Source organism: Pedobacter jeongneungensis (assembly GCF_000633455.1).
Taxonomy (GTDB): Bacteria; Bacteroidota; Bacteroidia; order Sphingobacteriales; family Sphingobacteriaceae; genus Pedobacter; species Pedobacter jeongneungensis_A.
This window is the reverse complement of the sequence record NZ_AYMG01000007.1, coordinates 125,125-149,251: the sequence shown is the minus strand read 5'-3', so window position 1 is coordinate 149,251 and position 24,127 is coordinate 125,125. Positions and strand designations below refer to the sequence as shown.

General features: G+C 40.1%; 22 protein-coding genes. 14 read left to right on the top strand and 8 right to left on the bottom strand.

The annotated features are described in order from the left end of the window. The first annotated feature begins 162 nt into the window (after nt 1-162). Together U859_RS0106370 and U859_RS0106365 are read left to right on the top strand one after the other, a co-directional pair. Nucleotides 163-708 (top strand): hypothetical protein, encoded by a 546-nt coding sequence (locus U859_RS0106370; RefSeq protein WP_025142589.1) that lies wholly within the window; start codon nt 163-165, stop codon nt 706-708. 22 nt (nt 709-730) lie between these two features. Beyond that, the gene (locus U859_RS0106365; protein WP_025142588.1) at nt 731-1,318 is read left to right on the top strand and encodes a hypothetical protein; all 588 of its coding nucleotides are present in this window, start codon (nt 731-733) and stop codon (nt 1,316-1,318) included. A gap of 57 nt (nt 1,319-1,375) precedes the next feature. Here U859_RS0106365 and U859_RS0106360 read toward each other — a convergent pair whose 3' ends face one another. From U859_RS0106360 to U859_RS0106350, 3 genes are all read right to left on the bottom strand, one after another. Beyond that, a complete protein-coding gene (locus U859_RS0106360; RefSeq protein WP_025142587.1) occupies nt 1,376-1,909 on the bottom strand; it encodes a hypothetical protein in 534 nt (177 codons plus the stop codon). A gap of 386 nt (nt 1,910-2,295) precedes the next feature. After that, on the bottom strand, nt 2,296-6,225 hold the full coding sequence (locus U859_RS0106355; RefSeq protein ID WP_025142586.1) for a Dyp-type peroxidase: 3,930 nt from the start codon (nt 6,223-6,225) through the stop codon (nt 2,296-2,298). Nucleotides 6,226-6,590: 365 nt separating this feature from the next. Further along, a complete protein-coding gene (locus U859_RS0106350) occupies nt 6,591-8,435 on the bottom strand; it encodes a helix-turn-helix transcriptional regulator (protein ID WP_025142585.1) in 1,845 nt (614 codons plus the stop codon). Between the two features lie 229 nt (nt 8,436-8,664). Here U859_RS0106350 and U859_RS0106345 point away from each other — a divergent pair, with 229 nt between their 5' ends. The 6 genes from U859_RS0106345 (at nt 8,665) to U859_RS30935 (ending at nt 12,845) form a co-directional block, all read left to right on the top strand. After that, entirely contained in the window at nt 8,665-8,994 is a 330-nt protein-coding gene (locus U859_RS0106345) for a DUF4870 domain-containing protein (RefSeq protein ID WP_025142584.1), read from the top strand. A 7-nt stretch (nt 8,995-9,001) separates the two neighbouring features. Further along, the gene (locus U859_RS0106340; RefSeq protein WP_162799883.1) at nt 9,002-9,532 is read left to right on the top strand and encodes a hypothetical protein; all 531 of its coding nucleotides are present in this window, start codon (nt 9,002-9,004) and stop codon (nt 9,530-9,532) included. A 40-nt stretch (nt 9,533-9,572) separates the two neighbouring features. Beyond that, nucleotides 9,573-10,139: a hypothetical protein gene (locus U859_RS0106335; RefSeq protein WP_025142582.1), complete on the top strand. Its 567-nt coding sequence runs from the start codon at nt 9,573-9,575 to the stop codon at nt 10,137-10,139. 288 nt (nt 10,140-10,427) lie between these two features. Continuing rightward, entirely contained in the window at nt 10,428-10,769 is a 342-nt protein-coding gene (locus tag U859_RS0106330) for a hypothetical protein (protein WP_162799882.1), read from the top strand. 187 nt (nt 10,770-10,956) lie between these two features. Further along, on the top strand, nt 10,957-11,958 hold the full coding sequence (locus U859_RS0106325; protein ID WP_205314377.1) for a hypothetical protein: 1,002 nt from the start codon (nt 10,957-10,959) through the stop codon (nt 11,956-11,958). After that, entirely contained in the window at nt 11,958-12,845 is an 888-nt protein-coding gene (locus U859_RS30935; RefSeq protein ID WP_025142579.1) for a hypothetical protein, read from the top strand. The genes U859_RS0106325 and U859_RS30935 overlap by 1 nt, the downstream gene beginning before the upstream one ends. Before the next feature lie 15 nt (nt 12,846-12,860). Here the strand turns inward: U859_RS30935 and U859_RS0106315 are convergent, their stop codons facing one another. From U859_RS0106315 to U859_RS0106300, 3 genes are all read right to left on the bottom strand, one after another. Continuing rightward, on the bottom strand, nt 12,861-13,454 hold the full coding sequence (locus U859_RS0106315) for a nucleotidyl transferase AbiEii/AbiGii toxin family protein (RefSeq protein ID WP_240183020.1): 594 nt from the start codon (nt 13,452-13,454) through the stop codon (nt 12,861-12,863). Between the two features lie 56 nt (nt 13,455-13,510). Next, nucleotides 13,511-14,005, bottom strand: a complete 495-nt coding sequence (locus U859_RS0106310) for a transcriptional regulator (protein WP_025142577.1) — start codon at nt 14,003-14,005, stop codon at nt 13,511-13,513. Nucleotides 14,006-14,686: 681 nt separating this feature from the next. After that, a complete protein-coding gene (locus tag U859_RS0106300; protein ID WP_025142576.1) occupies nt 14,687-15,370 on the bottom strand; it encodes an arylesterase in 684 nt (227 codons plus the stop codon). 102 nt (nt 15,371-15,472) lie between these two features. On the opposite strand from U859_RS0106300, the gene U859_RS0106295 reads away from it, so the two are divergent. The 3 genes from U859_RS0106295 (at nt 15,473) to U859_RS0106285 (ending at nt 19,287) form a co-directional block, all read left to right on the top strand. After that, nucleotides 15,473-16,162 carry an ABC transporter ATP-binding protein gene (locus U859_RS0106295; RefSeq protein ID WP_025142575.1) on the top strand — a complete coding sequence of 230 codons (690 nt, stop codon included), beginning with the start codon at nt 15,473-15,475 and terminating at the stop codon, nt 16,160-16,162. After that, nucleotides 16,155-18,689, top strand: a complete 2,535-nt coding sequence (locus tag U859_RS0106290) for an ABC transporter permease (RefSeq protein WP_025142574.1) — start codon at nt 16,155-16,157, stop codon at nt 18,687-18,689. The genes U859_RS0106295 and U859_RS0106290 overlap by 8 nt, the downstream gene beginning before the upstream one ends. 61 nt (nt 18,690-18,750) lie before the next feature. Then, entirely contained in the window at nt 18,751-19,287 is a 537-nt protein-coding gene (locus tag U859_RS0106285) for a lipocalin family protein (RefSeq protein WP_025142573.1), read from the top strand. Nucleotides 19,288-19,429: 142 nt separating this feature from the next. Here U859_RS0106285 and hxlA read toward each other — a convergent pair whose 3' ends face one another. Together hxlA and hxlB are read right to left on the bottom strand one after the other, a co-directional pair. After that, entirely contained in the window at nt 19,430-20,062 is a 633-nt protein-coding gene (hxlA, locus tag U859_RS0106280) for a 3-hexulose-6-phosphate synthase (RefSeq protein ID WP_025142572.1), read from the bottom strand. 30 nt (nt 20,063-20,092) lie between these two features. Then, complete coding sequence (hxlB, locus tag U859_RS0106275) at nt 20,093-20,722, bottom strand: 6-phospho-3-hexuloisomerase (protein ID WP_025142571.1); 630 nt, start codon at nt 20,720-20,722, stop codon at nt 20,093-20,095. Nucleotides 20,723-20,926: 204 nt separating this feature from the next. Here hxlB and U859_RS0106270 point away from each other — a divergent pair, with 204 nt between their 5' ends. From U859_RS0106270 to U859_RS0106260, 3 genes are all read left to right on the top strand, one after another. After that, the gene (locus U859_RS0106270; RefSeq protein ID WP_025142570.1) at nt 20,927-21,790 is read left to right on the top strand and encodes a helix-turn-helix domain-containing protein; all 864 of its coding nucleotides are present in this window, start codon (nt 20,927-20,929) and stop codon (nt 21,788-21,790) included. A 46-nt stretch (nt 21,791-21,836) separates the two neighbouring features. Continuing rightward, nucleotides 21,837-22,019 (top strand): hypothetical protein, encoded by a 183-nt coding sequence (locus U859_RS0106265; RefSeq protein WP_025142569.1) that lies wholly within the window; start codon nt 21,837-21,839, stop codon nt 22,017-22,019. 132 nt (nt 22,020-22,151) lie between these two features. After that, on the top strand, nt 22,152-23,441 hold the full coding sequence (locus U859_RS0106260; protein ID WP_025142568.1) for a gluconate:H+ symporter: 1,290 nt from the start codon (nt 22,152-22,154) through the stop codon (nt 23,439-23,441). Nucleotides 23,442-24,127 lie beyond the last annotated feature (686 nt).

Genomic DNA, 24,127 nt, shown 5'->3' with positions numbered 1-24,127 from the left:
ATAACCACTGCCATTTAGATCCTAAATTTAAGCAACTCACTTCAAAGATCTCTCCATTCCGAAAATTAGAGACTGATCTATTTTAAACCTATAAGGGTCTTTAAGACCTTATAGGTTTGCGAATTTTATCCTAAATTTGAATACACTACCAAATAAATCAAAATGAAAAATTACCTGCTCTTAGTTATAATTCTAACCTTACTATGCTCTTGTCAACATTCTAATTACCCTTATACTGAAGTGGAGAGCAAAGCATTTTTAAACGACATTACCAAAAATGCAAGAGCCAGTATTACAGACCTTACGGAAGTTAAAAAACAACCAGCAGATCTGTTTGGAATCATCACCAGGTATCCTTTATCTAAAAAGAACCAGGATGAATTCAATAAAAATAAGGGCACAATTGTGGCAAAAGATGATGACATCTCTGATTTCGCCACTTATACTTTTAAAAGCTACGAACTGACCAACGAGAAGAATGAAAAACTGAAATTTATTGATAACGGAAGAGCAGTTTATTTACAGAAACTTGCACTGTGGGATTATGATAAGGTGCTCAGCCAAAATTTAGGAATCGAGATCAAGCTGAACCATAAGTTTAATACCCTGAAAGGCTACATTGATATGGAATTTGAAATGCCTGACGGCACCAAAAAGGAGACAAAAATCCCTGTGGATATTTCGGTTATGGATAAAATTCCGGAGTAGGTTGGAGAATGCAGCAAACATAATGGATACCCGGGGTAATGAATTTCAAGCCAAACAATCGGTACGGGCAGAAAAAGCAACGTTTCTGGCAAAAGCAGTTGGCTACCTGCTGTATGCAATAACTGCTTCAGGAATAACTGTAATAACAATCACCGTCCTTTCGTCTAGCGACATAGATACTATTTTAAAAATTTTATCAGCAGTACTCGCACTACTTTTACTGTTTTTTCTAATACGGACTTTCTTCAAACAAATTAGCGAAGATCAAGGCAATAAAATTACAGGGGTACTTGTTGATCAACAGGGTTTTCATCATGTCCAAAATCTTAAAATAGTTAAATCGATTACTTTTGATTCATTACAGCCAAACCTTAACAAAAAGTACGATGTTGACCTCTCGGATGGTGATGATGTAAGTATAGAATTGCTTGTTTACCATCAGGACTACGCTACAAATAAAATCGTGTGTAAAGCCATTACTTTTGAAACACCCTTTTCCATTAAAAATGGTGAAGAGTTAAAAAAACATTTTATTAAGGGAATTATGTTATTTCGACCTGATTTGAGGATTTCTCCAAGGGTTTTAGATTTTTTTAATATGAACGATTAGAGGGTTTAACGAAAGCCCAAGTCAGGCCTTTGCTTGGACCAGGTGCTAAGACTTACGCTAGACTGAGAAAAACATAAACTGCCTAGTTTCACGATCTATCCCATGCGCAATAGCAAAAGCTTTATTTAAATCTTCGTTAATTAAATAATTATAAAGAAAACTTATAACGAAAATATATGCTGAATTACCTTCGATATAACCTTTTGGAGCAATAAAAATTGAATTGTTTTTTGTAAAAACATCTGCCATATTTTTTTCACCCACGGTACATGCTGTTGAAAAAATAACCTTATTATTTAATGAACAATATTTCTCGACATTTTTATTATCAAATTTATTTCTTACTTCATTTATGGCATAAATTTCATTTGAAAGCTTTGGCATCACAAATCCTCCGCCTACTCCATGAAAACATAGTATAAAAAAATTAATGCTTTCCGAAAATAACTTGTTTTGTAAAAAATTTCTGAAGTCATTTGGTCTTCCAATAAACTTGACATAAACCTCGTAGCCAAAATATTCAAGGCTTTGTCTAATGGCAAGAGCCTCCATATCTGAATTTGGACATATTAAAATTCCTATCTTGATCATACCAAAAAAGTAAAGAATATTTCTAACTAAAAATACATAAAAGTTTGTTTCTATCTCAAGTCTTCGTGATTGAAGCACTTGGGCCGGATGACTTGTGTATTAAGATTTTAGGAAAATCTAATGCACTGGTTTAACGAATGCCCAAATCAGGCCTTTACTCGGGCCTGGTATTAACACTTGCGCTAGAATACGCACGGATGCACTAGCAAGACTTAAGAAATCTTTTAAATTTTATTTCAACAACCAGCTTCAAAGATCTCTCCACTCCGCATTGCTTCGGCCAAGATGACGATGCCTCTATTTTTAAACCTATAAGGGTCTTTAAGACCTTATAGGTTTGTGAAAACCGCCCGTAATCTCCTACAGGCGGTTTATTATTTTCTGCCTTACCCCTCCGCCATTTTATGGTGGAACGGACATTTACTAATATCACCCTCCATTTTATGTGCTACCACTTCTGGTGTAGAAACCGGTCTTCTGCGGTGCTGATCTTGCGTGAGCGGGAACACCGAAGTAAAGAAGTTAGACCAACCGCCTGTGCGTACACGCAACAGATCGAACTGTTCTGGCGAGCCCACGGCTTGGCCATAAGTATCAGGACTGGCTACCGTAATGGTTAAGATATTCGAAGAATGGCCTTCAGCAAATTGCTGCATTACTTTTACGATTTTATCTGCAGGATAATTTTCGTCGATATTATAATCGGTTGGTGCGCCATCTGTCATCAGGTCGGTACCTTTTCCCTCAAAGCCCGCAAGCGAAGTTTCGAAGCTGGCATATTGATGGTCGATCGGTAAATCCATCGGGCTTGGTGCCGAACTTAAATCGGAAGCTACTGCGGTACCCAATCTTCGTCCATCGGCACTTGCACCATTCCAGGCACCCATTTCTACATGGTTTTCGAAAGTACCCACGCCCGGCTGGATCTGAATCCCGAAAGGATATTCTTCTGTACCATAACGTGCAGCCAGGTTTTGCAAGGCACTGTACATTTGTGGCAGTGGTTTGGTAAAAGTTTCTACCGAAATCCTCGCAATGCCTTCTACAATCTTGTTCCCGAAAGTATCAATTTCCTGGTGTCCGCGGCCGTAGCGTGGCAAACTTAAGGCAATGTCCCTTAAACGTTTAAAACGGTCTGAACGGCTGGTAATGCGCGAATCTCCGGCTAAAGTGCTGATAAAAGGTTCAGTCATTTTATAACCCCAATCGCAGCATAAACATTCTAACAATTCGGGCAGGGTGGTTACCGCATTTTTATCATCAAATACCATGGTTTTAATGGCATATAATGAATTAATGGTTGAGCTTAACGAAATATAACATGGACCATAAATGTTGTATTTGGTACCACCACTGTAAAAGTCCAGTCCGCGGGCTAAACAATCGTCCATTAATACATTTAATATCGGTGATGGGCAGAATTTTGTATTGGCACCAAAACCCATCAACTGTCCGTTAAAGGCTTTCCGGTTGAGGAGTTCGAAATGCTGGAAATAGATTTTAACCAGTTCATCAAAACTCTTGATCTGATCGGCAGGCTTCGAATTAAGCGAAATATTTTGTCCGAACAGGTACGATTGCCCTGCCGAAGAATAGGTCCTGCCCTGGTTTAAGGCACATTCTAAAGGTTGTAAGGTAGAAAAACCACCCAGTGAGAACCAGTTTTCTCCCGGAAATTGTGGCTCATAACAACCATCGCAGGCATAATTCTGTGCCGATTGCATGCTTACTGCAGAATTCCAGTTTTTATGATCAGCGCCGAGGCCTCCACCCACATCATCACCACTGCGGTAAAGTCCTTCGATAATTTTTTCGTCGTTGAGTAATATCGGGTGTGCACCGCCCGAAAGGATGGCGTGGGCCGCCTCCTCGAGGATTTCTGTTGGAATATCTTTACGCGTACGCAGCGATAAACAAGGTGCATTTAAAGGCAGCCTCCCCGAAGCACGGATAAAGAGTTTGGTTACATCATTATACGCGGGTTTGCTCGAAGCAAAATCTACCGTACCATCGGCTACGGTTCCACCCACGGTAATTTGCTGGATCCACTGGCCTAAAGAAGCGCCCTGAGGGTAAGGACCAGAGGCCCCTCCCATTGCCAGGTTACCAAAAGGCTGGTGATCTTCCATAAAGATCCGGTTCTGCTGTACTTTTTCGTCTAATTTAATGTAAAAAGCATCGATAATTTCCTGTGCTTCATCTTCCGAAACATCACCTTTTTCATAAAAAGGTTGTAACAGCTGGTCCATCCTGCCGATTGCAGTAGGTTCTCCATTCAGGTGTAGACAAGAGTGCAACGTAAAGATAAACTGTACGGCTTCTACAAAAGTCTCGGGTTTATCATGGGCCAGTTTTTTCATCCTTTCGGCAATGGCCAGCAGGTTGGCTTTTTCCCAGGCCTGTCCTTCAGCCATTTTATCTGCCGTTTCCCTTGCTAATTTTTCATAGTTAAGGATGTATTCGGTAATGCCTTCTAAAGATAAATAAGAAGATCGGTAAAAATCTTTCAGTTCGGCTGTAGTTGCTTGTTGTTCGTAAGCCAATACCTCCTCTTTCATCTGTTTCAGGCCTTTTTGTATCGCTTTTTCGTAATGCGGAATCACGTGACCAACACCGGAAGCTTCACTCAGGTTGCTCAAAAAGCCATCCATGCGTTCAGTTTCGGAAAGGTATTTCATCACATAACGTCCTTCTCCTAAGGAGAGGTTTGGCATGGCACCCACAATAATTTCTTCAGGCGAAATCCGGTAGGTATCCGAGCCATATACACATTCGCCTTTTGCTTCGATAAAGGCAGAATAGGCATGTAAACTGCCATCAGGGAAGCGGATTTTACGTCCGCGGAAACCATATTCCGGAGAACTGAATAACTGCAAACTCATGCGCACAGCCCATCCTTTCCTTACCATGATGGATTCTTTCATGATATCGGCAGGTTTGTCGGCCCCTTTGTAAGCGTTAATATAATATTGAAGGTCTTCTTTAATCTCTTCCTGCTTGCGGTTAAAGTACCAGTTATCCTGCCATAAAGAAAAAATGTTTTCCATCAGGCTCAGGATCCTGTTGCTCGGCACTTTAAAATATTGATTGTGCCTGTTAATACCGGTCGACATGGTAAACAGGTAATTCTGGTGATTGTAGTACATCAGCCCGTTTTTAGAAGCATCCTGATAATGGCGGTCTAACCGCGACCAATCTACCCCTGGAAACCTCGACCAGTCGCCTTTCTCCATAAAAGAGAAATTATTGCTGTAATCGGGATGTTGATCCAGGCCAAGATCGTTGATGCTGGGGATATAGAAAAAGCCGCCCAGATCGGATTTAAGGTGATTGAACAAACGGTCGTTCATAAAACCTTTGTCTCCGCCAATCTGGTTGCTCATGATGTTTTCGAGGCTGGATGCTTCTTTGGCGAAACCAGCGAAATAAATGCCTTCTTCATCAGAAACGGTTACCGATTTTGGTGCCCTGAAACCGATAGAAGATTGTTTAGCCCGACCAAAAGGCAGTCCTAAACGCAAGATAGGCGTGGTATTGCCATTTTCATCCTGAATCCTTGCCGATTTAATGTGGCTGCGTGAATCGCGGTCTGGGATAATGGTATCGTCGGTTTTTCGGCCGATCAGGTCTTCAATCTGATCTTCCGTCATCATGTTGATCTGATTCCAGTTGATCACAAAACGTTGAGCCAACACAAATGAGCCACCCAAATGATCGATATCTTCCCCCCCAATCAAGGTCTGCTTGGCAATGGTGATGGGATCGGAAGGATTGTTGAGGTTTTCAGAAAAACGACAGCCCAGCACCTTGCCTTTATTGCCATCTTTACTGTTTGATTTTGAAGCGGCATCCTGTGCAAAATAATGTTTGGTTAACTCTTTCAGTGTATTTACAATAAGTTCCAATACCACTTCGCAGGCATTTTTACTGTCGCTTTTAATGTGGAACCAGATATCCCCTTCGGTATCATCGAACACACCTTTTGATGCATCAAAAACGTCGGAAGTATAAGGATCGGCTTCGGATGGGAAATTGAGGCGCATGCCTTTCGGTAAAGGCAACTTGTCGCTATTGCAGATTCCTGCCCAGTTTTTGAAGGAAACGCCTAATATTACCGAAGTATTCCTATCCTTGAGTTCGGCATTGGTATTGATTTCTTTTCTTACGGAAGCCATCAGATCGGCCAATTGCGAACGTTGTACGCGTGTTTTTGTCCAAAAAGTGGTAAAAATAGCGAAGGGCGAAGGATAAACTAATCCGCGTTGACAGTGTTTCCATACTTCATCTAATCTTTCTTCCAGTTTTAGTGTTTTCATTTTTGAGCAGTTTATGTTTGTTTTTGGTTAATATTGCCTTTGGAATGGACAGGCATATACTACCCTAAATAACTACATTTTGACGTATTAAAACACCGTATAATCACCCTATTTTATAAGTGGAAATTTATAATGCGGTATAAGATTTGGCATTAAGATCACTGCATGCGCGAGGATGACGGCACGATAATAATGCCCTGAGGATAGGTATAAGTGAATCGTCATTTCGCCCGTGGTGGAGAAATCTTTGAACGATGTTGCCTGCGCTTCATCCGATAGCTACCGGATCGAAATGACGACCGGTTTCTAAATCCGTAATTGGTAACCTGATTGGGATTTTAATGCACTATAAGGATGGTGTAAACTTACCCCATATTCTGTAAAAACAGGTTCAAATCTTCTTCTTTTCCCAAGCCCAGTTTTTGCTTTATCCGGTAGCGGCTCATGCGCACACTTTTGGCTTCAATATGCATCAATTGGGCAATTTTTTTGGTATCCATTTTTAAATGGAGGTAAGCACAAAGTTTTAGATCGAGCGAGGTGAGTTTTTGATGTGCCCTCTGATTTAACAAAGAGAAAAATTCGGGGTGTACCTGCTGGATCTGAAATTTGGCTTCTTCGAAGTCGTTATCCAAAAGCAGCTCCTCGTTCCAGATTTTATTGATGTTGAACTGGTGGTTATCGCTAAGTTTTTCCTTGATCTGGAATAGCATTTCCTTTTTATGTTCCAATTGTAACTGACTGGCCATTACCTCTTTCTGTAATTGTTGCTGCTGGCTTTCCAATAAAAGCTGTTCGGCCTTTAACCTTGCCTGCTCTTCTTTTTCGAGTTTCATTTGCAGTTCAGCATCCTGTTTTTCCAAATGCAGCTGCTTTTCGCGCTGTAACGAGTACCTTAACCTAAAATGGTAAGAGCGGAACATAAATATCAGGCCCAATATCGAAGCAATGGCAATCCCGATATAAAGGTATTTTTGCTGACGGGCATACTGCTCGCTTTGCTTTAATAACTTTACTTCATTGTTTTTTTTTTCGGCCTCGTACTGTACCTCCAGTTTCTGGGCATTTAGTGTGCGCTTTTCATCGAAATACTTGTTATTAAACGTCGTTGCTTTTTTTTGGAAATCGAGTGCTTTTTCGTAATTGCCGCGCTGCTCATAAAAGTTCGATAGCGCGGTTACCACATTAATTAAAGTATAATAATAAGGTACCTTTTTGTTTATCAATACGCTATAGGCTTCCTGCAAATAAGCTTCGGCCATTACAAAATTTTTGTCCCTTTTGGCGTATTCGCTTAAAATGCCCAGACTACTTGCCCGTACTTCTTCACCATTAATTGCACCCTTCATTACCTCATTCGCCATGCTGGCATAACGGATCGCATTTGCCTTTGCAGTTTGATCGGTATCGGAGAAGTACCTTAAATAATAATCGGCACTATTGATACAGGAAATGGCATAAGTTTTTCGGGCAACGTAATTAGGGTATTGTAGGTAAAGATTTTGTGCCTTGTTTAAATAGTAGATGATGCTATCGCGTAACGCTTCATTTTTGGTACTGGCATAGTTATAATCGGCCGCAACCGATAAAGCAGTATAACAATTGCTCAACAGGTTATAATCGGTTGTTTTTAAGGCATTTTCAGTAGCTGCAATGGCATATTTATTTACATTTTTAACATCATCCCTCCGCGAGTTTAGCATATATAACTGGTAATATATTTTGGCACTGAGGTACGGATCTGATGTTTCCCCCAACGATTTTAACGCGAGCTGGCAGTATCTGGTAATCTGCTCACTGTTATCAATGGCATTATAGAACAAGGCTTGTGCATAATAAGCATAGGCTAAAGCAATGGGCTTGCGCGATTGTTGGGCAAGAGACAAAGTGGTATCACTCGTCTTTTTCGATAACATAAATTCCTTGGTAGTGGTATATATGGCCACTTTTACGGTATAGGCCTTTGTAGCTTCTGTATAGTTTTTAAACTTTAATGCCAATGCTACACTCTTTTCGGCTTTTGCAATACCCGCTTTATAATCGCCGTTAATCCTGCTCCGCTCCGCCAGCTGTGTAAGCAATGCCGGTTTATCTTTTTCGCTCAGGTTATCGAGCGCAGTACTATCCAGTAAAGTCTGCGCAACTGCTGCAAAACAACCTGAAAATATTCCAGCTAAGAGTAATATCTTTTTAAAAACCAGATGTTTCATATCGTAAAATTAGCATAAAGATTGAAAGGTGGATATAATTGTAGACGAAAAACAAAAACAACTAAAATAAATAAAACACTACATATCAATATCTTAACAACATCTGTAGATGTATTGTAGACGTTTTTACAAAATGCAGTAGATGCTCTGTAGGCGGCAAAAGCTTTAAAATCCTGCTGATTAGCTTCAACTTTGATTCAAATAATTTTCACGCTAAAAAACTTAAATCATGAACAACAAATCTCTTGCAATCATTTCTTACATCACCATTATTGGTTGGTTAATTGCTTATTTCATCGGAAAAGACAAAGCCGATGCACTACTTAAATACCATTTAAGACAATCGTTAGGTTTGGCCATTGTGAACATTATCTTCAGTGTGGTTTTAAATATAGTGGCAACAATGATCCCCAGCTTATCATTCTTAGGCTTAATCGGGTTTGTATTTATTATTTTATGGATTATGGGGATGATCAATGCAGCAAACGGCGCCATGAAACCTGTTCCATTGATCGGTAAAATGTTCGAAGAAAAAAATTCTGCTGTAAATAAATACTAAGATGTTTATGCGCCTCAACTTCAAAAATGTCATGCTAATGGTGATGGTTTTAACCATCACCGCATGCGAATTTTCTTTAAACACGCCAGAAGAATATTTTGACCGCGTAGCTTTAAATACCAATTCCATATCGCGTTTTGGCGGGCAATATTTTAATACTTATCTAAGGTACATTAAGGGAGGCGCAAACACGACTGATTTTAATACCTGTGAGAAATATCTTAAAAATAACTCGATCGCAACTGTAGAACGCAATGTAAAAAAGATAAAAGAATTGCAACCTACAAAAAAAACAAAACCAATGATCGATGCAGCGCTTGATCTCTATGCTTTTGTGCTAAAAAGCTATGAGACCGATCACCTGAAGGTTGCAAAGATGATTGATGGCCATGCCGCGGAAATCGATATTAATCAGGCCATAACTGAAATGGATAATAAAAGTTATGATGCTTTTGTACAGAAATACAATACGCTTTGGGACATTGCCGAGGCCTATGCCAGGGATAACGGCATTGAAGTAAAAAAGATGCCTTTTTAATCGTTGCTGTTTCATTCAATTACTTATTAACTAACCTACCATGATAAACATTATTGATTTCAAACAAAATTTAGGATTAAACGAAATCCCTGTCGAACTTGAAAAACTGATTTATTTTCAGAACAACATTTCTTCTTTCGAAAATTATGTACAGGGTTTTGGTGTTTTAATCGACGATAAATCAGGATTACGTAGCTGGAGCGAGGATGAAAACTTTTTAAACCCATTAATCCCTTTCGCACAGGCAAACGGTTCGGGCTCCTTTTATGCCATCTGGAACGATGGTACCAATAAAGCTTTAAACCAGATGCCCATAGTGGTATTTGGCGATGAAGGCGGCGTGCATGTAGTGGCAGAAAACGTTTTAGAACTGTTGCATCTGCTCACCTATGATACCGAAATCTGGGTCGATTTTGATCAGACATATTTCTTTAAAAATGAAAAGAGCTACGAAGAAAGCGATGATTTAGCCGAATATTTAAAATGGATGAAAGGTGATTACAACTTCGACCAGATTGAAGCACCCAATGAACTGATTAAAACAGCCCAGGAAAAACACAAAGAAAATTTCGACAAATGGTTTGGGCAATATTTTAACGAGGCATAAAAACACAGGTAAAATGATACAGGAAATTAAAAATCAGATTACCTTATTTAACAGCAGGGTTGGAAAATATAAGGAAATTTCTTTTGAGCCTGCAGCTACACCAGATGAGATGACCCGGCTACAACATGAGTTTCAAATTCCAATCCCGTCAGATCTGGCATCTTTCTATACCAATTTAGGAGGCCTAACTCCTTATAGCAGAGAAATGTTTGCCATTACTATTGATACGCCTGAATATATTTGCTGGAAAGCATCGCAGATGAAAATAAATGGTACCGATGCAATTCAATGGGACTCATTGATTATATCAAATTTTGCTGGGTTAATGATCGTTATGAACTGGAAGAAGGCGAATACCTGAACAGTGAACAGTTACAATACTTAAATAACAATTATAAGTGTTTTGGATTATACAGAACAGACTGGGGTAATGAAGAGGCAGATTATCTCTACTCCGACCGCAACGGGAATTTTGGCACAGTCCGCTACAATCAGGATAACATAGGAGTCTTTTTAGATGATTATGTAATACCGCTAACGCATAAAAGCCTTGCAAACGAAACTTTCGAAATCATGATGCTACGGATCATTAACCAGGTTGAAGAAGGGATATTAGCGGAAAAAGAGTGATTCAACAAATTCATTTATTCGTAAAACACAGCGTGATTAAAAGATCAGGAGTTGTTCGTATTCTTTGCGATCTTAAAAACAAAAACAATGGGTGCCTGCTATTCCTTTTAATGATTAATACCGCATTTTACACCGCTATAAACCAAAGTTTTGAACAATACAAAATATTAAAATTAAATAAGCAGTAATGAACTACAACATCAGTAAAGGACTTTCGATATTCTGGACCATTTACATGTTTTTTTTCGCTATACCATTCCCCATGTTGCTATATTACAACATCAAAAGCGAGAACATGCCCAATCTGATGGACAGCAATCCATGGTATTCGCTTGCTTTGCTTACCATATCTATCCTGTTCTGGACTGTATTGTTAATTGGTTATTACCGGAAATGGGTAGTCCGTCCCTTTTTGATCAAACGGAACATAGAAAAACTTAAAATCACTGGCGAACCGCGTGAGGCCAGGATATTAAAATCGGCAAAAATCTCGAGATCAGGAGCAGCTTACGATAGCTACGAACTTACGCTACAGTTTAAAAACCTGGTGGGCAGCACGATTACTCAAAAAACTGAGGTAAACGATTCAAAACCATACGAACGCCGTTATGAAGTTGGCAAAAACGTGGGTATTTTGTTAGATAAAGAGGTGAAAAATGCCCCTTATTTTATTTTTGCGACTACAGAAGTAAGTATGAGGAAAATGATTATTGTTCTTACTAACCTGGCCTGGCTAAGCTTTGCTGCTATTGTTGTTGCTTATTATGTTTATTCTTATTATTCGGAAAGCGAAGGCATGGGCTGGCGTTTTATGAGTATTGGCCACCCACTGTTAACTTGTGCGTTTACACTGTTACTTTACCGTGCTTTCGGAACTTTTATCCTCAGAAAATTTATTGGCAAACCTGATAAATTATTCCAGATTAAATTTAAAGGTACACAAACTAATGCTAAGCTGTTAAAGGCCAACCAAACCGGAACTTACATCAACGAGCAGCCAATGGTTAATTTTGAGCTCGAATTTGCCGATCAGTTTAACCATAAGCACAGGGTGAACATCAAAAAAATTGTAAACCTGCTCGATCTGGATATTACCAAACAGGAATATGTTTCTATTTTTTACCTCAAAGAAGATCCGCAGCATGCTGCTTTCGAGAAAGATTTAAATGAAGTTGAAGGAGAATTCTGATGAAAAACCTAAAGCAATTTTATAGTTTAATTATACTGGTTAGCCTGTTTACTTTGAGTTGCAGGCAAATCACCCAAAGTGTAGATGAAACCTTTCATCCCAACGATTCGCTGGCTAAAAAATATAATAAAGAAAATCACTTTGATACAAATGGCGAGGATACAGGAACTACTAAAATCAGTACAACCACTTCTGTGCAGCGTCAGCAGGAGAAAACGATAGTGATAAACGGTGACACCGTTAACACACCCGAAATGGAGCTTAAGGCAAAAGAGATGTTCCACGACATTGAATTACTCAAGCAAAAGAATGATCCTTCTGCAGCCAAAGAAATACAAAAAAGGGTAAACGAGTTTCTAAAAGAAATGAAATTGCCACAAGGCGGCCTTAAAAACATGGATACAGAAAAACTGCTAGTAAAAGCTAAAAAAGGGATATTAAGCGCTATAGAACTAGCAAAGGCAGAAGGTCAACTCAAAAAATTGCCCCGGTACCGAAATAAAGAAATTGTATTATATGAATCCATTCATTTTTATGAGGATGGGTCCATTAATCTGGCATTGCAGCATCCTGATAATCCTAAATATGTAGATGCCTACAAATACAAGGATGATAAATGGTCGGAACCAGAACCCGTACTGGCGAGAAATATCGAACGCCGGACACTCCCTTTAAGCGAAGTGCATTTTGCAGATGCACAAAAAGTAATAAAGAATTATAATGCGAAAGCTGCACAGGTTGAAGGCGCAAAGCCAACATCAGATGCTTACATCACCATTTGGGATAATGGAATGCGCTGGAACCCAAGATCGATAAATGGCACACGCGAGCGTTACGATATCCAGTTTAATAATGATGGAACGCTAAAAAGTTTTAGGCAGGAGTGAGAAGTTAGCTGTATGTTACTTCTTAAAGTTCTCTAAAAATGTAATCAGATCATACTTTATCAATTCCCAATGTTTCCCTTTTAAACAGACTGGATCAGGGTCTTCATCAGCAGAATCAAAATTGGTCATATTCTCCCGAATATGTAAAGGATCATGATGATATGGGTAACGTTTTTGATGGAGCAACAACATTTCTTCAAAAGAGAATGATTCCATCAGTTCATGAAGGTCCCAAAAATCTTTCTTTCTTCCGCCCCGCTGGACAACATCGACTTTCATAGCCAGAATTTCTTCTCTAGTCGCCATCCGAACCCCGTCTACAATCAGTGGATCAAATATAAATTCATCTGTATAGTAAAAATCAAGTTTAACTGTATCTCTTTCATCACTTCCTACCCGATATGACTTTCCCATTGCTACAGGCATATCCGATACGCCAAAAACATAAGTGAAATGCTCAGTTAAAAAAGCATCAATATTTTTGAAATCTATTGATCCGTAAAGTGCATCTGTAAAAAGATCGATGTCGATTGAAATCCGGTTGCCTAATTGTAAGCTCAATGCTGTACCACCAACCAACCTAAACTGTTCAAATAGTGGTGCATCCATCAGTAACAGCAAGCAATTCTTTAATTTATCGTTTACCGTATTCCAATAGATCATTATTAAATGATATTAATCCCATTAATGCTTGTTGGGCGCTTATAAAAAGTTTTTGAGGCTAGCTTTTCGATCGCATCCTTTCCATAAAAACTCAGGATTTCTTGCTTTTCTTTTTCATTACCATATTCCAAAACACGATTTACGATAAATTTTTTATGAAGATTCCAATCGATATTTTCAATTTTGGTATCCCAAAACAACGTTAAACTAAAAACAGAGAGATCAGGTTTTAATTTTTGTTTTTCCTTTTCTTTTTTGATATCATAAAAAACCTGAAGTGTCATCAAAAAACCTTCTTCTAAACCTAATGCTGCCTCAATACGTAGGGAAAGACTAGTATTCATATCCCTATTCCCTTTGGTAATCGCCCCGATGGTCTGCGGATGTTCTGAGAGGGATAAGGCAAACCGCCTTTTTGAAAGCTTCTTTTTTTTAAGCTCGTGCTCCAGGAAAAATCCTGGATGAAGTCCTTTCAATATGGATAGCTTTTCAAACATAAGCACAAATATAAACAATATTGCTTACACTTTAATAACACACACAATTGATTAAAGCTTAATAAGAACATTAATAAAATCATTTTCAACACAATACGCACTAATGCCGTTAAGTTAAGGGGTTTTAAACACGGATTTTATATCTGTGTGTATCCTTTTATCTCCCGAAAGATCCTATCGTGTGGACACAAATATTTAGATTAGTCTTATTGCTCCTAAGCCGCAAGGCATCAAACTTTTGAGGCATCAAAAGTATGCAAAAATGCTTTGTCAATCCAGCAATGGGCCTTTTACACAATCCCAATACACATCAAAAAAACAGTGGCACTTTGTTTTGTTTGTTAGGGCTGGGTGAAAAGTTTTTTGCAAACATGAAACACAAAACCACTGCGTTTTAGGTTTGATAGTGCCATTTGTACTGTTGTACACCTGTTTTTTTGATTTTCCTGGCCCTTGGGATTGACGGTCTTACTTCGGTAAGGGCTGTGTTATTTCAAAGCAAGCTAGCATAGTGCCTTATATAGTGCTTAAAAAGATGTCTCCACACGATAGGAAAGATTGGGACAAGTTGTAGTTAAATTATGTTTATCTGTGCCGAAAGCTTAAGTAACGGCATTGCAATAGGCACCCCGCTCAGTGCCCTCTGCGCTTTTTCCTCTGCGACCTCTGTGGTTAAAGATTTTACAACAAACCTTTCAACACTATCCAAACATTCTCTGCTAAAATCTTATCCCCTTCTGCCGTTGGATGAATGCCATCGGCCTGGTTCAATTTAGGCACGCCACCTACTTTATCCAATAAAAACGGAATCAGGGCCATCTGGTTCTTTTTGGCCAGGTCGGGAAACATGTTCTTAAAATCTGCTGCATATTTCGTCCCCATATTCGGTGGAACCTGCATGCCTGCCATAACCATTTTTGCATCGGGATACTTGGCTTTTACCCGATCGATGATATCCTGAAGGTTTTTAATGGTTTGTGCTACAGGCAATCCGCGTAAACCATCGTTCGCCCCAAGTTCGAGTACAAAAATATCAACGGGCTGTTTAAGTAACCAATCAATCCTTCCTTTTCCACCCGCAGAAGTTTCTCCGCTTAACCCACCATTAATTACATTATAAGGCATTTTTAAGGAGTCGATCCGGTTTTGGATCAGGGCCGGGTAAGCTTCCGTCGGATCGAGCCCGTAACCTGCAGTTAAACTCGTCCCAAAAAAGAGGATATTTTTCTTTTTAGCTGCTGGTACCGAAGTTTTTTGGTCAGCCGAATCTAAAGTTTTATCTGTATTGCTTTTACTTTGTTGGTTTCCACAGCTTAAGAGGATCAGGCTCAAAACAAATAGGCCCATTAATCGTTTTCGTAACATATCTAATAAATCTATATCTAATTATCGTTAACCATTATCTAACAGGCAACGCCCTGTTATGTTTGGCTAAAATCTATACGCAAACCCTAAAAAAATCAGCTATTGGAAAGCATATTGAACATCCGAAATGTAAGCAAAATTTACCAAAGTGCCGGACGGGAACTCACCGTTTTGGATAACATCAATTTTTCTATCGCGGCCGGATCAACCGTGGCCATTACCGGCCCATCGGGAAGTGGCAAAACGACACTGCTCGGTTTATGTGCCGGTTTGGACAGGGCAAGCAGCGGAACTGTTGAACTGAATGGAATTGCTTTGGAAAAACTCAATGAGGATGAACGCGCCGCTGTGAGAAATCAATATGTAGGTTTCATTTTTCAGAATTTTCAGCTTTTGCCTACTTTAACCGCACTCGAAAACGTGATGGTGCCATTAGAATTAAGGGGGGCAAAAAATATTAAATCTCATGCGTTGGAACTGCTGGATAAAGTGGGCCTTGCGGACCGCTCACACCACTATCCTATTCAATTATCGGGTGGAGAGCAACAAAGGGTTTCGCTGGCAAGGGCATTCTCTAACCAGCCGGCCATCCTTTTTGCCGACGAGCCGACCGGAAACCTCGATGCAGAAACGAGCGAAAAAGTTATTAAACTGCTTTTTGATTTAAATAAAGATGCCGGAACCACTTTGATCATCGTAACGCACGACCTTGAACTGGCAGCCAGAACATCAAGAAGCATCAAAATTAAAGGTGGCGTAATCATTTCAGACGAAAATCCTACTTATGCCTAATAGCCTCCCGAAACAAAGTATTAAATTTTCCTGGCTGTTCAAAATGGCCTGGCGGGATAGCCGGAAAAACCGTGCACGTTTATTTCTTTTTATCTCATCCATTGTTTTAGGCATTGCAGCCCTTGTGGCGGTATATTCTTTTAAAGATAACCTGCAAAAGGATATCGATGCACAGGCCAAAGAACTTACAGGTGCCGATCTGGTATTGGATAGCCGCAAAGGTGTAAGCAAAGCGATGCAAAAAATGCTTGATACACTGGGCGATGAACGCTCGCAGGAGAAAACATTTGCCTCCATGATCTATTTCCAGAAAGGCGGAGGCAGCCGTTTGGTGCAGATGAAAGCACTTGAAGGCAAATATCCATATTATGGCACGATAGAAACCATTCCACTGGCCGCAGCAAAAAACTTTCAAACCGGAAGGAATGCATTGGTTGATCAAACTTTGATGTTGCAGTTTAATGCCAAAGTGGGCGATTCGGTTAAAGTGGGCGATCTAAATTTTAAAATCCTGGGTACTTTAACCAAAGCCCCGGGCCAAACCGGGATCGGCGCCAGCATTGCACCAACGGTATATATTCCACTGCAGCTGCTCGATAAAACCAACCTGATTAAAACCGGAAGCCGCATCAACAATAAATTTTATTTCAGGTATAACGATCCGTCTGGTATCGATGCCTGGGTGAAGAAACAGGATGCGCAGCTGGAAAAAGAGGGTTTTGATGCCGATACGGTTGAATCGCGGAAAGAGCAAACAGGCCGATCGTTTAAAGATGTTAACCGTTTTCTTGCTTTGTCAGGATTTATTGCCTTGCTTTTAGGCTGCGTTGGCGTTGGCAGTGCTATCCACGTTTATATCCAGGAGAAATTAAGCGCCATTGCTACTTTGCGGTGTTTAGGTTTAAAATCAAGGCATGCCTTTTTAATCTATTTGATCCAGGTGTTTTTTATAGGGTTAGTCGCCTCGGTTCTGGGTGCCATTTTGGGTACTGGGATTCAGTTTTTACTGCCTTTGGTACTTAAAGATTTTCTTCCGGTCGAAATTACCATGCAGGTTTCGTGGCCGGCTGTTGGTCAGGGGATTTTATTAGGATTGATTATTTCTATTCTATTTGCACTTCCCTCACTCCTATCGGTCAGAAAAATTTCGCCATTAAACGCCATCCGGATATCTTTCGAAAAAGCCGGCGGCAGAAGAGATCCGCTTACCTGGTTGGTGTACCTGCTTATGGCCGCCTTTATTACCGGCTTTACCCATTTGCAGATGAAAACCTGGATACAAACACTGGCCTTTACCTTGAGTATCGCCATTGCTTTTGTGCTGCTCATTGTACTGTCTAAATTATTGATGTTCCTGGTGAGGAAACTATTGCCGAACTCATCGAGCTATTTGTGGCGACAGGGATTTGCCAATCTTTACCGTCCAAACAACCAGACTTTAATGCTGACGGTTTCAATTGGTTTATCTACTGCTTTCATCTGTACCCTGTTTTTTGTCCAGGGCATATTAATGAGCCGGGTTACGCTTTCATCCGGTACAAATCAACCCAACATGGTGATGTTCGACATTCAGAACACCCAAAAAGGAGGATTGGATAGCCTAACCAAAGCTTTCAAACTGCCCTTAATGAACCAGGTACCAGTAATTACCATGCGGATAGAAGAAATCAACGGAAAGAAAGCCAGTGCCGATACCAATAACAGAAGAGCCTACCGCAACGAAATCAGGGCCACTTATCAGGATACTTTAACCGCAGCCGAAAAAATTACTTCGGGTAAATGGACCGGAAAAATAAAAGCCAATGAAACCGTTTATATTTCTTTAGATCAGCGTTATGCCCAATCCATTAATGTTGGTTTAAACGATAAAATCCTTTTTAACGTCCAGGGCATGATGATCCCGACCGTTGTAGGTAGTTTGAGGGAGGTAAACTGGAGCCGGATGCAGACCAATTTCAGGGTTGTTTTTCCTGCCGGGGTATTAGAAGAGGCACCACAATTTCATGTATTGATGACCAGGGTACCATCGGGCGAAGTTTCGGCACGTTTCCAGGGCGAAGTGGTCCATAAATTCCCCAATGTTTCGGTGATAGATTTAGACCTTGTGTTAAAATTATTGGATGAATTACTGAGCAAAATCGGTTTCGTAATCCAGTTTATGGCGGGTTTTAGTATGGTTACCGGCTGGATTGTGCTTATTTCGTCAGTATTAACCAGTAAAAACCAGCGGATAAAAGAGAGCATTTTATTGCGTACGATGGGTGCCAGTAGAAAACAGATACTTGCGATCAATGCCATCGAATATTTCTTTTTAGGCGCCTTTACGGCCGGTGCCGGATTGATTTTAGCCATCAGTGGAAGCTGGGCATTGGCCAAATTTACTTTTGATGCCGCATTTGTTCCACCATTTATACCAACTGTACTGTTATTTGGCTCAATCGTATTACTGGTAGTGATTACAGGTGTATTAAGTACCAGAAGCATATTGAACCAACCGCCCTTGAAGATATTGAGGACAGAAAGTTAATTCAATCGAAACCATCAAACTATATGAGAGCAACTTTGTTTTTTTTCAAAAGAATTAAAAAATGAATAAAAGATATCCCATATTGTTTCTGGCCTTAGGTGTGAGTGTTATTGCGATCAATGCCATTTCCTGCGTATCTATTCCCAAAGGGGCAACTGCTGTTAAGCCATTTGAAAAAGATAAGTATTTAGGTAAATGGTACGAAATCGCAAGGATGGATTTTAAGTTTGAGAAAAACCTTAATAACGTAACGGCAACTTATTCACTTAAAGATGATGGCAGCATCAAGGTAGATAACCGTGGTTACAATTATGTAAAACAAGAATGGAAACAGAGTGTTGGAAAGGCAAAATTTGTGAAGGAAAGTAATGAAGGGAGATTAAAGGTTTCCTTTTTCGGTCCTTTTTATGCTGGTTATAATGTAATCGAGATTGATAAAGATTATCAATATGCATTGATAGCGGGCAACAACCTTAAATATTTATGGATTTTATCCAGAAACAAAAGCATCCCTGAAACTGTTAAACAGCAATATTTAAAAAAAGCGGAAAGCTTAGGTTATGATACCGCTACTTTGGTTTGGACCAAACAAGATTAATAGAAAACTTAAATATCACTTAATTATAAATTGCCCGATCTTAGGGAGATAAAAAAAATGCACACAGATAAATACAACTATAAAAATCCGTGTTTATCTGTGTGCATCTGTGGTTAAAAACCCTTAAATTAATGACATTATCCTACGCAGCATCAATTGCTTCGCGAAGCGCTTTTGCAGCAGCAGCCGGATCTTCTGCACCATAAATAGCAGCGCCTGCAACAGCTACTATTGCGCCTGCTTTTATCACAGCGGCAACGTTATCAATATTTACCCCACCTGCAATAGAAACCGGAACACCAGCTCTTGCAGCCTCATCGATTAAAACCTGGATAGAATAACCTGCAGTCCATTGTTCATCTAAACCAGCGTGTAGTTCTACAAATTCTACACCTAACGCTGTTACTTCCTGCGCTCTTTTAACGCGGTCAGGGTAACCGATGGTATCTACAACCACGCCTTTACCATGCGCTTTTGCGGCTTTAACGGCTCCAATAATTGTTGCATTTCCTGCAGCACCCATTACGGTTACTAAATCAGCACCTGCTTTAAATGCGATATCAGCTTCCAGTTCACCCGCATCAGCAGTTTTTAAATCTGCAAAAACCAGTTTGTCAGGATGTGCTGCTTTCATTGCGGTAATCACTGTCGAACCCATATTTTTGATCAATGGAGTTCCCAATTCTATAATATCTACATAAGGTGCAACTTTTGCTGCTAATGCCAATGCTTCTTCTGTTGTTAATAAGTCTATTGCTACTTGTAATTTTGCCATGATGGTATTGATATATAATTAAATAATTTGTTATTCGAGATTTGCATGTCTTTTCCAGAGTTCTTCTGCAGGCTGGCCACTTAATTTCCAAAGTGACTGAAAAATGGCATCGTTAAGCAAGAGCAGAAATTGTTCAAAAAGGCTTCCTGCATATTGGGTAGATACTTTTTTACTATGATCTTCTTTCTCTGCGGCCGGAACCAAAACCAGGTGATTGCACAATTTGGCCAAAGGTGATTCGGCATTGGTGGTAATGCCTACTACATTTGCTCCTGCTCCAATCGATTTTTCTACAGCCTTTACAATTGATCCGGTTGTTCCGGAACCCGATGCTGCAATCAATAAATCGCCAGCTCTAATGGCCGGACTTGTGGTATCTCCAACATAATACACTGTTAGCCCAAGGTGCATCAAACGCATGGCGGCCGATTGCATCGCAAAACCCGAACGGCCTGCCGCTGTAATAAAAATCCGTTTCGCCCGTTGAATGTGATATATGAAAGGAATAAGCTGATCAAGCTGCACTTTTTTGGCCAGTTGTGTATTCTCTTCTATAATCCTGTCGAGGTTCATTTGCAGATCCCAGGCCAATTGCTGATTATCCAGCTCATCTGTTAAGGTTTCATTATTGACCGTTTCTACTGATTCTTTTGATTCCATTTCCGCTTTTGCTTTAATGGTTCAAAGGTATAGTGGCCAGTTAAAATGAGGGTTACACATTCAGCCACTTATATGGGACAATTTGGAAATACAATCCATTAAAAGTCATGCATTAGCCATAATTAAAACACCATTTCCGAATAGTCCACCATAATTATCATTTAATCCAATCTCTAAAAATTTAAGTTTTTAACTTTAACCATCATGAGTTTATCAACAGAAAGCACCCAACTGGAAAGGGCCATTATTTACATCCGCGATTTAAGCAACTGCCCACCCAGCTACCTCAACGATCCGGGCAGGAAAGAATTTTTCGAAATTGTGTGGCTTAAAAACGAGGAACCTTTACATGCCCTGCAACAATCAGAATTTGACAGCAAAGGTGATTGGATTTACCTGATTCCGCCTTACCGTGTGCATCAGCTTAATAAAGCAGGCAAAAATGGAGTATTAATCTCTTTTAAAAGATCGGTGCTGGAAGGGGAAGAAAAAGAATTTTTGCTTGATCTGTTTAAGATCTTTAATGTTCAGGGCGAATTTTCATGCCTAAGGCTCAATGCAGAAACAGCAGATGAACTAAGCAGCATTTACAGGTTAATTGAAGATGAATACCAGAAAGCGGGCAACAATTTCATTATTACCAAAGCATTGTTAAAGGTATTTTTGTTAAAACTGATACAGGTAAAAGAGCACGAATTTACCAGTCACGATGTACAGCAAAAAAGGGTTTATGAATTTTTGATGTTACTGGAAAGCAATTACCAACAGGTTAGGAATACTGATTTTTATGCGGGTAAGATCGGCATCAGCTCCAAACGGCTGAACCAGATTTTAAAAGAAAAACTGAATAAAACCGGCATGCAGATCATCCACGACCGTATTATACTGGAAGCTAAACGAAAAATTATCCACAGTGAACAAACCATAAAAGAGATTGCCTACGAACTGGGTTTTTCAGACAGGCCCTACTTTAGTCGTTTCTTTAAAAAACAGACGCAACAAACACCTGAAGAATTTCAAAAAGAAGCCAGAAACCACATCGAATCAAAATTTAACACATTGGTTTAAAAACAATGCCGCAGGTTTTTATTAATAATTGAATACTTTTACTTTTATGATCAGATTAAATAACGATACGCCGAACGATATTCTACAGGATGTGAAAATCGGCGATATGGTAACCGACACGTTCAGCAAAACAGGCCTGGTAGAAACCATAGAGATTAGCGACGATGGCCTGTACCGGATTTATGAATTTAACCTCGTTACCGGAAGAACCATTACGGTTAAAAAGTAAACACTATCATGTAAGAATAAAAATTAACTATAAATAAAAAGATGGGTATAGATACAACATTAAAATCCGTGTTTATCCGTGTGCATCTGTGGTAAAATCTAATTTTAATCACATTACTTAAGCCCTAACCAAATGTCATTACTAATTCTACTATTCGGCATCCTGTTGCTCTTTATCCTGATTTTGAAGAAAATCAACCCGATGATTGCCTTAATTGCCGTAGCGATTATAACAGGACTTTTATTGGGAATGCCTGCAACCAAAGTAATGACTTCCATTAGCAACGGAATAGGCAGTACGCTGGGCAGTATGGTGATGGTTCTGGCGCTTGGTGCGATGATGGGTAAACTGATTGAAGACAGTGGCTCAGCTAAAAAGATTGTTTTTATTTTAATCAGGGCCTTTGGTAAAAAAAACATTCAATGGGCGGTACTGTTAACCGGCTTATTAGTGGGGATTCCCCTATTTTATAACGCAGGTTTTGTAGTGCTCATTCCTTTGGTATTTGCAATTTCGGCCACCACCGGACTTTCGAAACTTTACATTGGCATCCCGATGGCCACAGCGCTTTCGGTAACACATGGTTTTCTTCCCCCACATCCTGGCCCGGTAGCCTTGGCCGGAATTTTCCACGCCGATATTGGCAAAACATTGATTTACGGTTTAGCACTAAGTATTCCGATTGCCATTATTGCGGGTATTTATTTCCCGAGGCTGATAATTAAACGCGATCAGGCTGCAAACCTTCAGGATTTCAAGATCGATGAAGAAGAAAACCTGCCTTCGGCTACCCGAAGTTTTATTACGGCCCTCTTACCCGTGTTTTTGATTATCGCCGGCACAATAGGCAGTAGTTTTAAATTTGATTATATCGGCAAACCCTTATTCGTTTTCCTGGCCGATCCTACCGCAGCCCTTTTAATTTCGGTTGTAATTGCTCTTGCTGTTCAAAAAACCTCCATCGCAAAAGCAATGGAATCATGTGCTGAAGGCGTTAAAAGTATTGCGATGATTATTTTAATTATTGCTGCTGGCGGTGCATTTAAGCAGATTTTGATTGATAGCGGCATGGGCGAAACGGTAAAACAGCTTACCGGAGGTTTAAATTTATCGCCACTGCTGCTCGCCTGGTTAATCACGGCATCACTTCGGGTAACGCTTGGCTCGGCAACCGTAGCAGCATTAACGGCATCCGGCATGGTATTGCCATTGATTGGTCCGGGCGCTCCACCAGAGTTAATGGTTTTATCGGTAGGTGCCGGAAGTTTGATGTTTTCGCATGTAAACGATACCGGCTTCTGGATGTTTAAGGAATACTTTAACCTGAGCCTGAAAGAAACCTTTCGCACCTGGACAATGATGGAAAGTTTGGTTTCTGTTTTGGGTCTTGTTGGTGTGTTGGCATTGAACCAGTTTGTTTAAGATTCGAAAAATCGTCATTGCGAGGAGGAACGACGAAGCAATCTTTCATGATTATTCTCCCTGTTATAAAGATTGCTTCGTCGGCTGAAAAAGCCTTCTCGCAATGACGACACAATTTATACAGCCATGGTTCGTTTCCCCACGAACCTTTCTTATTTTTTGCCACGGAGACTCGGAGAACACGAAAATTGATTGCCCTAGATTTTGTCTTATTTTTCGAATTAAACCTAGCTGCCCTTAGGTGGCTCAGGTGGTCAAAAACAACCCGAGTTGGTAACTCAAACTACACAGATCCCTGCATCCTGCATTACACTGCGCTACATCCGATAGCTATCGGATCTGGATGACGACTTATCTACTAATTCTGCTCGCCGTGGTTCGTGTCCCCACGAACCACTCTTATTTTTTGCCACGGAGACTCGGAGAACACGGAAATTGACTGCCCTAGATTTTGTCTTATTTTTCGAATTAAAATTAGCTGCCCTTAGGTGGCTTAGGTGGTCAAAAACAACCCGAGTTTTGGTAACTCAAACTACACAGATCCCTGCATCCTGCATTACACTGCGCTACATCCGATAGCTATCGGATCTGGATGACGACTTATCTACTAATTCTGCTCGCCGTGGTTCGTGTCCCCACGAACCACTCTTATTTTTTGCCACGGAGACTCGGAGAACACGGAAATT